This window comes from Mycetohabitans sp. B46, assembly GCF_037389205.1.
Taxonomy (GTDB): domain Bacteria; phylum Pseudomonadota; class Gammaproteobacteria; order Burkholderiales; family Burkholderiaceae; genus Mycetohabitans.
Window position 1 is genome coordinate 33,269 of sequence record NZ_JADBGL010000003.1, and the last position, 13,953, is coordinate 47,221.

12 protein-coding genes and 1 pseudogene are annotated in these 13,953 nt (G+C 59.8%); 10 read left to right on the forward strand and 3 right to left on the reverse strand.

Annotated elements, in window-relative coordinates; genetic code table 11:
* Nucleotides 1–55 precede the first annotated feature (55 nt).
* The 10 genes from nuoG to IHE30_RS04275 all read left to right on the forward strand — a co-directional run bounded on the left by nuoG (nt 56) and on the right by IHE30_RS04275 (nt 11,051).
* Complete coding sequence (nuoG, locus tag IHE30_RS04230; RefSeq protein WP_337689173.1) at nt 56–2,386, forward strand: NADH-quinone oxidoreductase subunit NuoG; 2,331 nt, start codon at nt 56–58, stop codon at nt 2,384–2,386.
* Entirely contained in the window at nt 2,387–3,451 is a 1,065-nt protein-coding gene (nuoH, locus tag IHE30_RS04235; protein WP_139337384.1) for an NADH-quinone oxidoreductase subunit NuoH, read from the forward strand. It begins immediately after the preceding gene.
* A 9-nt stretch (nt 3,452–3,460) separates the two neighbouring features.
* Nucleotides 3,461–3,949, forward strand: a complete 489-nt coding sequence (gene nuoI / locus IHE30_RS04240; protein ID WP_013435900.1) for an NADH-quinone oxidoreductase subunit NuoI — start codon at nt 3,461–3,463, stop codon at nt 3,947–3,949.
* Nucleotides 3,950–4,016: 67 nt separating this feature from the next.
* The gene (locus tag IHE30_RS04245; RefSeq protein WP_337689178.1) at nt 4,017–4,709 is read left to right on the forward strand and encodes an NADH-quinone oxidoreductase subunit J; all 693 of its coding nucleotides are present in this window, start codon (nt 4,017–4,019) and stop codon (nt 4,707–4,709) included.
* A gap of 22 nt (nt 4,710–4,731) precedes the next feature.
* Nucleotides 4,732–5,037, forward strand: coding sequence for an NADH-quinone oxidoreductase subunit NuoK (gene nuoK / locus IHE30_RS04250; protein WP_041753724.1), 306 nt, complete (start codon nt 4,732–4,734; stop codon nt 5,035–5,037).
* A 20-nt stretch (nt 5,038–5,057) separates the two neighbouring features.
* Nucleotides 5,058–7,103, forward strand: coding sequence for an NADH-quinone oxidoreductase subunit L (nuoL, locus tag IHE30_RS04255; protein ID WP_337689180.1), 2,046 nt, complete (start codon nt 5,058–5,060; stop codon nt 7,101–7,103).
* A gap of 13 nt (nt 7,104–7,116) precedes the next feature.
* On the forward strand, nt 7,117–8,613 hold the full coding sequence (locus IHE30_RS04260; protein WP_337689181.1) for an NADH-quinone oxidoreductase subunit M: 1,497 nt from the start codon (nt 7,117–7,119) through the stop codon (nt 8,611–8,613).
* A gap of 18 nt (nt 8,614–8,631) precedes the next feature.
* Entirely contained in the window at nt 8,632–10,104 is a 1,473-nt protein-coding gene (gene nuoN, locus IHE30_RS04265; RefSeq protein ID WP_337689182.1) for an NADH-quinone oxidoreductase subunit NuoN, read from the forward strand.
* A gap of 14 nt (nt 10,105–10,118) precedes the next feature.
* Complete coding sequence (locus IHE30_RS04270) at nt 10,119–10,433, forward strand: DUF2818 family protein (RefSeq protein WP_337689184.1); 315 nt, start codon at nt 10,119–10,121, stop codon at nt 10,431–10,433.
* 27 nt (nt 10,434–10,460) lie between these two features.
* Nucleotides 10,461–11,051 carry an NUDIX hydrolase gene (locus IHE30_RS04275; protein ID WP_337689185.1) on the forward strand — a complete coding sequence of 197 codons (591 nt, stop codon included), beginning with the start codon at nt 10,461–10,463 and terminating at the stop codon, nt 11,049–11,051.
* Nucleotides 11,052–11,232: 181 nt separating this feature from the next.
* On the opposite strand, the pseudogene IHE30_RS04280 reads toward IHE30_RS04275, so the two are convergent.
* The 3 genes and pseudogenes from IHE30_RS04280 to cofE form a co-directional block, all read right to left on the reverse strand.
* A pseudogene (locus IHE30_RS04280) lies at nt 11,233–11,399 on the reverse strand (IS3 family transposase); the annotation flags it as partial.
* 167 nt (nt 11,400–11,566) lie between these two features.
* Nucleotides 11,567–12,694, reverse strand: a complete 1,128-nt coding sequence (locus IHE30_RS04285; protein WP_337689187.1) for a hypothetical protein — start codon at nt 12,692–12,694, stop codon at nt 11,567–11,569.
* Between the two features lie 219 nt (nt 12,695–12,913).
* Nucleotides 12,914–13,726, reverse strand: a complete 813-nt coding sequence (cofE, locus tag IHE30_RS04295; protein ID WP_337689188.1) for a coenzyme F420-0:L-glutamate ligase — start codon at nt 13,724–13,726, stop codon at nt 12,914–12,916.
* Nucleotides 13,727–13,953 lie beyond the last annotated feature (227 nt).

The following is a 13,953-nucleotide window of genomic DNA, read 5'->3' on the forward strand; positions in this document are numbered from 1 at the left end:
GCCACAGCCCGCCGTGAGCGGGCGCACAGAATTAGGTTAGGGACCCTTCACCATCATGGTTGAACTTGAAATAGACGGCAAGAAGGTCGAGGTGCCGGAAGGCAGCATGGTGATCCAAGCTGCGCACAAGGTCGATACGTACATTCCTCACTTCTGCTATCACAAGAAGCTGTCGATCGCGGCGAACTGCCGGATGTGCCTGGTCGAGGTCGAGAAGATGCCGAAGGCCGTGCCGGCATGTGCGACGCCGGTGTCCGCCGGCATGGTTGTGCGCACGACGTCGGACAAGGCGGTGAAGGCGCAGCAGTCGGTGATGGAGTTCCTGCTGATTAACCACCCGCTGGATTGTCCGATTTGCGACCAGGGCGGTGAATGTCAGCTGCAGGACTTAGCAGTCGGCTACGGCAAGTCCGCGTCGCGGTATTCAGAAGAGAAGCGCGTCGTGTTCCACAAGAACGTCGGGCCGCTGATCTCGATGGAAGAGATGACGCGCTGCATCCACTGCACGCGCTGCGTGCGCTTTGGCCAGGAAGTGGCCGGGGTCATGGAGCTTGGCATGCTGGGCCGCGGCGAGCACTCGGAGATCACGACGTTCGTCGGCAACACGGTCGACTCCGAGTTGTCGGGCAACATGATCGACCTGTGTCCGGTCGGTGCACTAACCAGCAAGCCATTCCGCTACAGCGCGCGCACGTGGGAATTGTCGCGTCGCCGCTCGGTCAGCCCGCACGACTCAGTCGGCGCGAACCTGATCGTGCAGGTGAAGAACAATCGGGTGATGCGTGTGCTGCCGCTGGAGAATGAGGCGATCAACGAGTGCTGGATTTCAGACAAGGATCGCTTTTCGTACGAGGCGCTGAATAGCGCGGAGCGCCTGACGCAGCCGATGCTGAAGCAGGGCGGCAAGTGGCGCGAGGTCGATTGGGAAACCGCGCTGACCTACGTCGCAAACGGCTTGAAGCACATCAAGGCCGAGCATGGCGCGAACGCAATCGCTACGCTTGCCAGCCCGCACAGCACACTTGAGGAATTGTTCCTGCTTAAGACGCTCACGCGTGCGCTGGGGAGCACGAACCTGGATTTCCGGCTGCGCCAAAGCGATTTTTCTGTGCCGCTGCAGGGCGTGCCGTGGCTTGGCATGCCGATCGCGACGCTGTCCAGCGTCGATTCCGCGTTCGTGATTGGCTCGTTCCTGCGCCGCGATCATCCACTGCTGGCGGCACGGCTGCGTCAGGCCGCCACCGGCGGCGCCAAGGTGAGCTGGCTGCACGCGAGCGCCGATGATTCGCTGATCCAGGTCGCGCACAAGATCGTCGCGGCGCCGTCGGCTTGGGTTGACGCGCTGGCTGGCGTGGCCGTTGCAGTGGCCGAGATCCGTGGCGTGGCGCTGCCGGCCGAACTCGACGGCGTGCAGCCGGACGCGGCGGCGAAGGATATCGCCGCCTCGCTGTCGAACGGCGAGCAGCGCGTGATCCTGCTGGGCACGAGTGCGGTGAACCATCCCGAATTCGCGAAGCTGCACGCCATCGCGCAGTGGATCGCGCACACGAGTGGGGCGACGCTCGGCTTGCTGCCGGAGGCCGCCAACACGGTTGGTGCCCACGTGATCGGCGCGCTGCCTGGCGACGGCGGCGTGGATGCCGCGCAGGCGTTCGCTTCGCCGCGGCGCGCCTATCTGCTATTCAATGTCGAACCGGAATTCGACGTCGCGAATCCACGGCAGGCCTGCGCGGCGCTGGCACAGGCCGACATGGTCGTCGCGCTGTCGTCGTTCAAGACCGGCACCGACTACGCGGACGTGCTGCTGCCGATCGCGCCGTTCACCGAGACCGCTGGTACGTTTATCAACGCGCAGGGCACGGTGCAGCCGTTCACGGGCGTCGTGCGCCCGCTCGGGGAGACACGACCGGGCTGGAAGGTGCTGCGCGTGCTGGGCAACCTGCTGGGGCTGCCGAACTTCGAATACACGAGCGCTGAGGACGTGGCGGCTGCGGCGCTGGAAGGCGTGGACGTGCAGGCGCGTCTGTCGAACGCGACGCACGCGCCGCTGGCGCGCGGCGCATCGACGCGTGCGGCCGGCGCATTTGAGCGGATTGCCGACGTGCCGATCTACGACGCCGACCCGTTGGTTCGCCGGGCACCGTCGCTGCATCTGACCGGGGCCGCGAAGGCTGCATTGCGCGTGTCATTGCCAGCCGCGCTGTTTGACCAGCTCGGGCTCAAGGAAGGGGATGCCGTACGCGTGCGGCAGGGCGAGGCGTCGGTGACGCTGCCGGCGCTGCGCGATGCGAAGCTGCATGACGCGGTCGTGCGTGTGCCGGCGGCGACGTCCGCCGCGGCCAAGCTCGGCAGCCTGTTTGGTGATCTGCTGGTGGAGAAGGCTTAAATGGGCGTGTTCGAAACGATCAATGCAACCGGCAGCCAGTTGCTGGGCGTGGCGTGGCCGACTGTATGGGCGCTGGTGCGCATTCTCGTCGTGTCGGTCGCGATCCTGCTGTGCGTCGCCTATCTGATTTTGTGGGAGCGCAAGCTGATTGGTTGGATGCATGTGCGGCTCGGGCCGAACCGCGTCGGGCCGAAGGGGCTGTTGCAGCCGATCGCCGACGTGGTCAAGCTGCTGCTCAAGGAAGTGATCCAGCCGGCGCAGGCCACCAAGTGGATCTACCTCGTCGCGCCGATCATGGTCGTGGTGCCGGCGTTTGGCGTCTGGGCGGTGATTCCGTTCCAGGCCGAGGCCGTGCTGGGCGATATCAACGCCGGCTTGCTGTATGCGATGGCGATTTCGTCGCTTGGCGTGTACGGCGTGATCCTTGCCGGTTGGGCATCGAATTCGAAGTACGCGTTCCTCGGTGCGATGCGCGCGGCCGCGCAGATGGTGTCGTATGAAATCGCGATGGGCTTCGCGCTGGTTGTCGTACTGATGACGTCGGGCAGCTTGAACCTATCCGATATCGTGCATTCGCAACAGCGCGGGTTGTTCGCCGGGCTCGGCCTGAACTTCCTGTCGTGGAACTGGCTGCCACTGCTGCCGATGTTCGTCGTCTACTTTATCTCTGGCATCGCCGAAACCAACCGGCACCCGTTCGACGTCGTCGAAGGCGAGTCGGAAATCGTCGCCGGGCACATGATCGACTACTCGGGAATGGCGTTCGCGCTGTTCTTCCTCGCCGAGTACATCAACATGATCGTGATCTCGGCGCTCGCCGCGACGCTGTTCCTCGGCGGCTGGAGCGCGCCGTTCGAGTTTCTGTCGTTCATTCCGGGCATCGTCTGGCTGGTGCTCAAAGTGTTCTTCCTGCTGTCGGTGTTCATCTGGGCTCGCGCGACGTTCCCGCGTTATCGCTATGACCAGATCATGCGCCTGGGCTGGAAGATCTTCATTCCGGTATGTGTCGTGTGGTTGGTCGTGGTCGGTTTCTGGATCATGTCACCGCTGAACATCTGGAAATAAGGTGTCGCCATGAACGCAATTCAGAATTTTTTCAAGACATTCTTCCTGACCGAGTTACTCAAAGGGCTCGCGCTGACCGGACGGTATGCGTTTCAGCGCAAGATCACTGTGCAGTTTCCCGAGGAAAAGACGCCGATTTCGCCGCGCTTTCGCGGACTGCATGCGCTGCGCCGCTATGAGAATGGCGAGGAGCGCTGCATCGCATGCAAGCTGTGCGAGGCGGTCTGTCCGGCGCTGGCGATCACGATCGAATCGGAAGTGCGCGCCGACAACACGCGCCGCACGACGCGTTATGACATCGACCTAACCAAGTGCATCTTCTGCGGTTTTTGCGAAGAGAGCTGCCCGGTCGATTCGATCGTCGAGACGCAGATCCTCGAGTATCACGGCGAGAAGCGCGGCGACCTGTATTTCACGAAGGACATGCTGCTCGCGGTCGGCGATCGCTACGAAGCCCAGATTGCGGCGGCGAAGGCGGCCGACGCACCGTACCGGTGAGCGTCGCGGGGCGCCTCGCCCCGACGCACGAGACGATAACGATACGCCTAACGATGATCCGGTAAACATGGAATTCACGACCGTCCTCTTCTACATCTTCGCGCTGCTCATGACCGTGTCAGGGCTTAAGGTGATCACCGCGCGCAACCCGGTAAGCTCGGCATTGTTTCTGGTGCTCGCGTTCTTCAACGCCGCCGCGATCTGGATGCTGCTCGAGGCCGAGTTCCTCGCGATCCTGTTGGTGCTCGTCTACGTCGGCGCCGTGATGGTGCTGTTCCTGTTCGTCGTGATGATGCTGGACATCAACCTCGACGTGTTGCGGCGCGACTTCCGCCGCTTTGTGCCGATGGCGACGATTGTCGGCGCGATCATCGTGATTGAGACCGCGCTAATCCTTTGGCACGGTTACGGCGCGACCGTCTCGCCGGTGCATGATGCCGTGCAGGCGACGCAAGCAGCCGAAGCCGGAGGCGCGCTGTCAAACACCCGTATGATTGGCCGCATCATCTACAGCGACTACATCTTCGCGTTCGAGGTCGCGGGCCTTGTGCTGCTGGTTGCGATCGTCGCGGCGATCGCGCTGACGATCCGCGACGGCAAGGACGTGAAGCGCCAGCGCGTCAGCGAGCAGGTGCGGGTGCGGCGCGAGGATCGCGTGCGGCTGGTACGAATGGCTGCCGAAAAGCCGGCGCCGGACGCCTCGACGCAACCGGCGGCGCCAGGCAACACTGGTGCTGGCGCGGTCGGCAGCACCCGCTGACCGGGACAAGGAGAAAAAAACCATGTTGAGCCTCGCCCATTACCTCGTGCTCGGCGCGATCCTGTTTGCGATCTCGATCGTTGGGATCTTCCTGAACCGCCGCAATGTGATCATCATCCTGATGGCGATTGAGTTGATGCTGCTCGCGGTGAACACCAATTTTGTCGCGTTCTCGCACTATCTCGGCGACGCGCACGGCCAGATCTTCGTGTTCTTCGTGCTGACTGTGGCCGCGGCCGAAGCGGCGATCGGCCTCGCGATCCTGGTCACATTGTTCCGCAGCCTCGACACGATCAACGTCGAGGATCTCGACCGGCTCAAGGGTTAAGGAAAAAGGCCCTGACTGTTATGGCAACGACACTCAATCCCAATCTGCTGCTAGCGATCCCGCTGGCGCCTCTGGCCGGCTCGCTGATCGCCGGCCTGTTCGGCAAGACCATCGGCCGCCACAACGCGCATCGCGTAACGATCCTCGGCGTGGCGATCGCATTTGTCATCTCCGCGCTGGTGTTCCTGAACGTGCTCGATGGCGCCAGCTTCAATGGCACAATCTACGAATGGGCGACGCTGCCCAGCATCGTGCCAGGACAGGGCAGCTTGAAGCTCGAAATCGGCTTCCTGGTCGATTCGCTGACTGCGATGATGATGTGCGTGGTCACCTTCGTGTCGCTGATGGTGCACATCTACACGATCGGCTACATGCAGGAGGATCCAGGCTACCAGCGCTTCTTCTCGTACATCTCGCTGTTCACGTTCTCGATGCTGATGCTCGTGATGAGCAACAACTTCCTGCAACTGTTCTTCGGGTGGGAAGCGGTCGGGCTGGTATCCTACCTGCTGATCGGCTTCTGGTACACGCGTCCGACTGCGATCTACGCGAACCTGAAGGCGTTCCTCGTGAACCGCGTTGGCGACTTCGGCTTTCTGCTTGGCATCGGCCTGGTGCTCGCGTATGTCGGCTCGTTGAACTATGGCGACGTCTTCGCGCATCGCGACGCGCTGACCAGCGCAGGCGTGCTGCCGGGCACGCACTGGCCGCTCATCACGGTGACGTGCATCTGCCTGTTCATCGGCGCGATGGGCAAGTCCGCGCAGTTCCCGCTGCACGTCTGGCTGCCTGACTCGATGGAAGGCCCGACGCCGATCTCCGCGCTAATCCACGCCGCCACGATGGTGACCGCGGGCATTTTCATGGTCACGCGGATGTCGCCGCTGTTCGAGCTGTCCGACGCCGCGCTGTCGTTCGTAATGGTAATTGGCGCGATCACCGCGCTGTTCATGGGCTTTCTGGGCATCGTGCAGAACGATATCAAGCGGGTCGTCGCGTACTCGACGCTGTCCCAGCTCGGCTACATGACCGTGGCGCTCGGCGCCTCCGCTTACTCGGTTGCGGTATTCCACCTGATGACGCACGCGTTCTTCAAGGCGCTGCTGTTCCTAGGTGCCGGCTCAGTGATCATCGGCATGCATCACGACCAGGATATGCGCAACATGGGCGGGCTGCGCAAGTACATGCCGATCACGTGGATCACGTCGCTGGTCGGCTCGCTTGCGCTGATCGGCACGCCGTTCTTCTCCGGCTTCTATTCGAAAGACTCGATCATCGAGGCGGTCAAGTTGTCGCACTTGCCAGGCTCGGGATTCGCGTACTTCGCGGTGACCGCCAGCGTGTTCGTGACCGCGCTGTACTCATTCCGGATGGTTTTCATGGTGTTCCACGGTCCAGAGCGCTTCCGCAGCGTGCATCACGACGGCGATGGGCACGGCCAAGGTGCGGCACATCATGGGCATCACGCGCACGAGCCGCACGAGACGCCGTGGGTGGTCACGCTGCCGCTGGTGCTGCTCGCGATCCCGTCCGTCGTGATCGGTGCGATTGCGGTGGGCCCGATGATTTTTGGCGACTTCTTCTCGCACGGCGTCGCGTTCGACAAGGTTGTCTACGTTAGCGAGCACCACGAGGCGCTGCGTGAGATGGCCAACGAGTTCCACGGCTGGCTGCCGATGGCGGTGCACTCGGTATCGAGCTTGCCGATCGGGCTCGCGTTGGCCGGTGTCATCGTCGCCTGGTTCCTGTACCTGAAGCGGCCGGACATCCCGGCGGCGATTCGCCAGCGCTTCTCGGGCATCTATACGCTGCTAGACAATAAGTACTACATGGACAAGATCAACGAGGTCGTGTTCGCCAAGGGCGCGGTCACATTCGGCAAAGGACTCTGGAAGGAGGGCGATGTCGTCGTGATCGACGGCCTGGTCAACGGCAGCGCGCGCGCGGTCGCGAAGTTTGCCGGCGTGATCCGCTTCCTGCAAACCGGTTACATCTACCACTACGCGTTCGCCATGATTATCGGCATGCTGGGGTTGCTGACCCTGTTCGTTACGCTGAACAAATAACGCGAGGACAGGTATGCACGCTCATTTCCCTATTTTAACTTTTGCGATCTGGCTGCCAATCGCTTTCGGTATCGCCGTTCTTGCAGTCGGTTCAGACAAGACACCGGGTGTCGCGCGCTGGACAGCGCTGATCGGTGCGGTGATCAGTTTCCTCGTCACACTGCCGTTGATCAGCGGCTTCGACGCAAGCACGTCGGCGCTGCAGTTCGTTGAAGTCGCGTCGTGGATCGAACGCTTCAATATCACGTACCACCTCGGTGTTGACGGGCTGTCGATGTGGTTCGTCGTGCTGACCGCATTCATCACGGTCATCGTCGTGATCGCCGGATGGGAGGTGATTACGGATCGCGTGGCGCAGTACATGGCCGCGTTCCTCATCCTGTCGGGCCTGATGGTGGGCGTGTTCTCGGCGGCTGACGGGATGCTGTTCTATGTGTTCTTCGAGGCGACGCTGATCCCGATGTACCTGATTATCGGTGTCTGGGGCGGCCCGAACCGCGTGTATGCGGCGTTCAAGTTCTTCCTGTACACGTTGGCTGGCTCGTTGCTGATGCTGGTCGCATTGATCTACCTGTACACGCAGTCGCAATCGTTCGAGTTGTCAGCCTGGCACGCGCTGCCGCTCGGCATGACGCCGCAGGTGCTGTTGTTCGCCGCATTCTTCCTCGCGTTCGCAGTGAAGGTGCCGATGTGGCCGGTGCACACATGGTTGCCCGACGCGCACGTCGAGGCGCCGACCGGCGGCTCGGTCGTGCTGGCGGCGATCATGCTGAAGCTGGGCGCGTACGGCTTTCTGCGCTTCTCGCTGCCGATCGCGCCGGATGCGAGCCACGTGCTGGCGCCGGTCGTGATCACGCTGTCGCTCGTCGCCGTAATTTATATCGGCTTCGTCGCCTTGGTGCAGGCTGACATGAAAAAGCTAGTCGCGTATTCGTCGATCGCGCACATGGGCTTTGTCACGCTCGGCTTCTTTCTATTCAGCCAGCTCGGCGTCGAAGGCGCCATCGTGCAGATGATCTCGCACGGTTTCGTGTCGGGTGCGATGTTCCTGTGCATCGGCGTACTGTATGACCGCATGCATTCGCGCCAGATCACCGACTACGGTGGCGTCGTCAACACGATGCCCAAGTTCGCGGCGCTCGCGATACTGTTCTCGATGGCCAATTGCGGGTTGCCGGGCACGTCCGGGTTTGTCGGCGAATTCATGGTGATCCTGGCGGCCGTGAAGTTCAATTTCTGGATTGGATTGCTCGCGGCGATCACGCTGATCCTGGGTGCCGCATACACGCTGTGGATGGTCAAGCGCGTCTATTTCGGCGCCGCCGCGAACGATCATGTCGCGAAGCTCGTCGACCTGAGTCGCCGCGAGTTCTGGATGTTGATGGTGTTGGCGTTGCTCGTGCTGTATATGGGCATCTACCCGAAGCCGTTCACGAACGTGATGCACGAATCGGTGATTAACCTGCTCTCCCATGTCGCGCAGTCGAAGCTGCCGGCGTTGCCGCAGTAAGGGAGGATTAAAAACACTATGCAAAACGCTCCTCTCAGCGCCCTGTTGCCCGACGCATTCCTGATGATCGTAACTGTCGTCGCATGGCTGAACGACATCATCACCGGCAAGAAGGGCCGCGGCCTGACCTATGTGATCGCGGTCGCGTCTGGCTTAATCGCCGCGCTCTGGTATGCGGTAATTGCGGCCGATCCGCATCCGCACTACTACTTCTCAAACATGTATGTGGTCGACCCGTTCGCGAGCCTGATGAAGTCGTTCATCTCGCTCGGTTTTGCGGTGTCGCTGATCTATTCGCGCAAGTACCTCGAGGAACGTGACCTGTTCCGCGGCGACTTCTATCTGCTGGCTCTGTTCTCGCTGCTTGGGCAGCTGGTGATGGTGTCGGGCAACAATTTCCTGACGCTGTACCTGGGATTGGAACTGATGTCGCTGTCGTTGTACGCGATCATCGCGCTGCGTCGTGACGTGCCGCAGTCCAACGAAGCGGCGATGAAGTACTACGTGCTCGGGGCGCTGGCGTCCGGCTTCTTGCTGTACGGCATCTCGATGATGTACGGCGCGACCGGCTCGCTCGAGTTGCAAGACGTGTTCACCGCGATCGCGTCGGGCCGCATCAACTATGCCGTGCTGCTGTTCGGTGTGATCTTCATCGTTGCTGGCATTGCGTTCAAGATGGGGGCCGTGCCGTTCCATATGTGGGTACCCGACGTTTATCATGGCGCGCCGACCGCGATGACGTTGCTCACTGGCGGCGGCCCGAAGGTCGCGGCCTTTGCGTGGGGACTGCGCTTCCTGGTGATGGGGATGCTACCGCTGGCGGTCGATTGGCAGGTGATGCTGGTGATTCTGGCCGCGCTGTCGTTGATCGTGGGCAACATCACCGGTATCGTGCAACGCAACGTGAAGCGGATGCTCGCTTACTCAGCGATTTCGAACATGGGCTTCGTGCTGCTTGGCCTGCTGTCCGGCGTCGTCGATGGCAAGGCGAGCGGTGCGGCGAGCGCATACGGATCCGCGGTGTTTTACAGCATCACGTATCTGCTGACGACACTGGGCTCATTCGGTATCGTGATGCTGCTTGCGCGCCGCGATTTTGAAGCCGACACGCTGGACGACTTCAAGGGCTTGAACAAGCGCAACCCAGTATTCGCGTTTGTGATGTTGTTGATGATGTTCTCGTTGGCGGGCATCCCGCCCACGGTTGGCTTTTATGCGAAATTCGCGGTGCTCGAGGCTGCGGTAAATGCAAACTTGACGTGGCTGGCGGTGCTCGCGGTCGTCACGTCGCTGTTCGGGGCGTTCTACTATCTGCGCATCGTCAAGCTGATGTACTTCGACGAGCCAGTTGATGCGACGCCGATCACTGCATATGGCGGCAATCGTGCACTGCTCGCCCTCAACGGTCTTGCGGTGCTGCTGCTTGGCATCGTTCCGGGACCGCTGATGTCGAGTTGCCTGCAGGCGGTGCGCCAGACGCTGTCGCTGTAACGGCGGCTGTCAAGATGTCACCCTCTGGCTGGTTTATCGTTCTGGTCGCGCTGCTTGGCGCGAACCTGCCGTTCGTCAACCAGCGGTTACTGGCGATACTGCCGGTACCCGGTGCCGCGCCGGGCGCACGCAAGAGCGCCTGGTGGCGGATCGCTGAGTTGATCGTGCTTTACTTTGTCACGGGGCTGCTTGGCTTTGCGCTCGAGGCGCGGGCCGGCAATCGCTTTGAGCAAGGGTGGCAGTTTTACGCGGTCACCTTTAGCCTGTTTGTCGTGCTTGCGTTTCCCGGCTTCGTTTACCAGTATCTCGTCAAGCGGCGCGCCGCGTGAATCGGCGACCGCTCAAAAAGGTGCGACATGACACGCATTCCGACCGACGACACCCATCTGGTCGAGACTCGTCTTGATGGCCAAACTCTATATGACGGCCATTTCCTGACGCTCAAGCGTGACACCGTACGGTTACCGGACGGCAAGACGGCCACGCGCGAGTTCGTCGAGCATCCCGGTGCGGTGATGGTATTGCCGCTGTTCGATGACGGTCGCGTGCTAATGGAGCGCCAGTATCGTTATCCGCTTGGCCGTGTGATGGTAGAGTTCCCGGCCGGCAAGCTCGATCCGAAAGAAGGGGCGCTCGCCTGCGCTCAGCGCGAGTTGCGCGAGGAAACGGGCTATCGCGCGAACGAGTTTGTCTACTTGACTCGCATCCACCCGGTCATTTCGTATTCGACCGAGTTTATCGACCTGTACTTGGCGCGTGGCCTGACTGAAGGTGAGCGTGCGCTGGACGAGGGTGAGTTTCTGGAGACGATCGTCGTCGAACTGGCTATATTGCACGAGTGGATTCGGCGCGGGGAGGTGAGCGACGTGAAGACGATCATTGGTGCGTTTTGGCTTGAAAAAATCTTGTCTGGGGTTTGGTCGGAAAATACCGCGCAGGTAGTCTGACGCCGGTGTGGCTGGTCGAAGCGCGCCGAGCTGGCCACGGTAGCACCGTCGTAGGGGGCTTGGGTAGCATCGCCAGCGGCGCAGGGGAATGTCGATACAATATAGAAACATCGCGCATGCGGCTCGATCGGTGTACCGTCGCGGTACGTGCAATCGCGCTAGTATGATTCGCCATGGCCAATGCCCACGCCTGATTGGCCTGCTCTATTTTTATGCCGCGCAGCAGATACGGCCAGACCTTGTGCTTCGCATGGCGTTGGCTCGTGTTCGGCTTGTAGCACAGCGCCTCGACGCCCATGCCCTCATCAGCGTGCGCACGCGCCGACGGCCGATTTCATGTCTTTCTGAACAACAAAAAATACTTGATAGCGCTGTATCACAAGAAAGACTGGATACTGTCCTAACAGACAAAAAGAAGATGCTGGAAATTTTTGAAACTTGGGCAGGCTCAGAGCCTTGCATACAAGGCTCCTGACATCTGAGCGGCCCGCTCTTGGCCTACAGCGCAAGCAACGTCAGATGCCTGGCTCCATCGCGACACTGCGCTGGTGCGTCGCATGTAACGGTTCTGTCGTCTCTTCGTCATCTGACGACTCTTCTGCAAGCGGATCGTCCAGTATGATCTGTAAAGACTGTTTTTTATCAGAAGGTTGCGTATCGGCGGGTGCCCAATTTTCAGTCATCCATTTTTCTACGCATTGCGTCACGCTTCCCGGTAGATTCTGTCGCGTCGTTGACTGTGGCTGTATCGCGTGACACAGTGCTGCTTTGCGCGAATCCATTGACGTCGGTTGAGCCACGTTAATCAGCGAAGTCGATGGCGCTGGCGCCGCATCGCTGTGCGCTTTGTTGGTCGCTTTCTCGCGCAGCACTTCCCCAAGCGCTTTTCCGGTCGCGCTGTCACTTGTCTTTCCCGATGCTTCACGCATCGTTTCTGAAAGCTGTGCACCCGTTGCGGCCGTTCCGCCTACTTTTAAGCCGATAGAGACAAGTTTGGCGACTGGATGGGGGATCATGCCGATTGCTGTCGCAGCCGTATGAGTGGCGGCTAAACCGGCTGCGGCCGCAGTCGTCTCATGCGAGATACGGTGACTCATTGCATCCGCGACGTGCTGGACACCTTTGGGCGTGGTGGTGACGCTGGCGATGGCTGCACTCGCCGCTCCTTTCGCTGTCTTGTACGCTCCTTGAACCGTATCGGTTGCAACTGCGTGAGTCAGTTTAGTCGCTTCTTGCGGTGTAATTGAGGCGTTTCCACGGGCAATATTGGCGGCGCCTTGCAGCGTTCTAGCATCATCCTTCAAATCGTGAAGAGCTTTTTCAACATTGTGCATTGACTGGGACGGTTGCGTTATCACCGTCTGAAATTTTTTCAATAGGTTCACGCGTTTATTATATTGATTGGCAATACCCTCGGTGACAGGATTGGCCTCTTGCGCGGGGGCGATACGCTGGCTGATATCATGAAGGCGTTGGTCACCTGTTCTTAGTAGAGAATGGGGAACTTTGGATGGGCCTGGCGCCTGAGCCTGCTGCGTTTCGCTGGAATTTTTGTGAGTTTTGGACAGACGGTCGATCACTGCACCGCCCACAAGACCACCCCCCACCTTAACCGCTGCTTTCCCCAATTTGGCTGCTAACATGCCGCCCCCCGCGTTGATTGACCTCGCCTACTGATCGATTTGTACGCCTTCAGGTAGATTTCTTCATACTTGGTGCTGCGCCACATCCGCTTAACGAACACGTTATCACGCTAGCTTCCTTCGCCGTCCATCGACAGTCCGAGGTCTCGGCCCAGCACGGCCTCGGTGAACACACGTTCGCCGTAAAATGGCTTTGCGCGGCCACCTCTCATCTCATGTTCAGGCCATTTCTACTGCCAGTGTGGATGAGGTTTCACGAAATAAATCTTCCTCTTTGGGACGAATAAGCTGTTGAACCGTCCCGTCGGCCGCGGGCAAATTCGCACCGCGGATCAGCACAACAGGCGATCCTTCATCGGCTTGTCCCATTAGGAAAGACGCTGCTGCGGCGAGTTCATCGGCCACTGCCACCTGGGTTGTCCGTAAGAGCTGCCCAAACAGATCCGGCTTCCCAATATAATTTTTAAGCGGGGAAAAGCCCGCTACACCGATTGCGCATCCTGCCGTGCCATGGCGCCACACCCTGCCAAAACTATCGTTGATGATGACGTGGACATCGACGCCGCACAAATGGTGAAATTGTTTTTTCAACTGGCGTGCGCTGTGATCCGGGTCTTTCGGAAGCAAAAGTACACTGTCTTCATCACCTACATTGGAATGATCGATACCGGCATTCGCCATCACGCATCCGAGGCGGTGAGCGGTGATCAGTACACCGTCCTGCCTGTGTGCCACGATTTCTGCCGACTCCGATAGGATAAGTTCAACAAGCCGTGGATCTTTATCCACTTTTTGTGCTAAATCGATAGCTTGCTTGCCGGGTTTGACAGAAGATAGCGCAACCCATCGTCCTTCGGACTTCGAAATGATTTTTTGTGCAAGCACTAACACATCGCCATTTTCTAGCGCGATATCGTTTTTGTGGATCGCTTCCGTAATAATCTGGCCAAGATCATCCCCAGTTTGTATCAAGGGAATGCCACCGATGGCGGATACAGTCATGCTTCTTGCTGTTTGTGTAGCGTGGCTCATCCTCTCAGTTCCTCACCTTCCCGTTAGTGGTAAAAAGATTCTCAGAAAAAATGGGCGCAGTCAATAACAAGTGGCTAGACAATTTGCTTGCTACTATGCCAGCATGTCGTTGAACTACGGCAATGCAGTGCTTGTACGCAAGCTAGCGGCACTCACGAAGGAAGCAGACGTACCAATTTGTTGTGCAATAGGTACCTAAGCCGGGTAATTGTTTCGATTGTTTTGAA

Coding starts and splice junctions, on each gene's coding strand:
- nuoG (WP_337689173.1), top strand. CDS start 56: ATGGTTGAACTTGAAATAGACGGCAAGAAGGTCGAGGTGCCGGAAGGC.
- nuoH (WP_139337384.1), top strand. CDS start 2,387: ATGGGCGTGTTCGAAACGATCAATGCAACCGGCAGCCAGTTGCTGGGC.
- nuoI (WP_013435900.1), top strand. CDS start 3,461: ATGAACGCAATTCAGAATTTTTTCAAGACATTCTTCCTGACCGAGTTA.
- IHE30_RS04245 (WP_337689178.1), top strand. CDS start 4,017: ATGGAATTCACGACCGTCCTCTTCTACATCTTCGCGCTGCTCATGACC.
- nuoK (WP_041753724.1), top strand. CDS start 4,732: ATGTTGAGCCTCGCCCATTACCTCGTGCTCGGCGCGATCCTGTTTGCG.
- nuoL (WP_337689180.1), top strand. CDS start 5,058: ATGGCAACGACACTCAATCCCAATCTGCTGCTAGCGATCCCGCTGGCG.
- IHE30_RS04260 (WP_337689181.1), top strand. CDS start 7,117: ATGCACGCTCATTTCCCTATTTTAACTTTTGCGATCTGGCTGCCAATC.
- nuoN (WP_337689182.1), top strand. CDS start 8,632: ATGCAAAACGCTCCTCTCAGCGCCCTGTTGCCCGACGCATTCCTGATG.
- IHE30_RS04270 (WP_337689184.1), top strand. CDS start 10,119: ATGTCACCCTCTGGCTGGTTTATCGTTCTGGTCGCGCTGCTTGGCGCG.
- IHE30_RS04275 (WP_337689185.1), top strand. CDS start 10,461: ATGACACGCATTCCGACCGACGACACCCATCTGGTCGAGACTCGTCTT.
- IHE30_RS04285 (WP_337689187.1), bottom strand. CDS start 12,694: ATGTTAGCAGCCAAATTGGGGAAAGCAGCGGTTAAGGTGGGGGGTGGT.
- cofE (WP_337689188.1), bottom strand. CDS start 13,726: ATGAGCCACGCTACACAAACAGCAAGAAGCATGACTGTATCCGCCATC.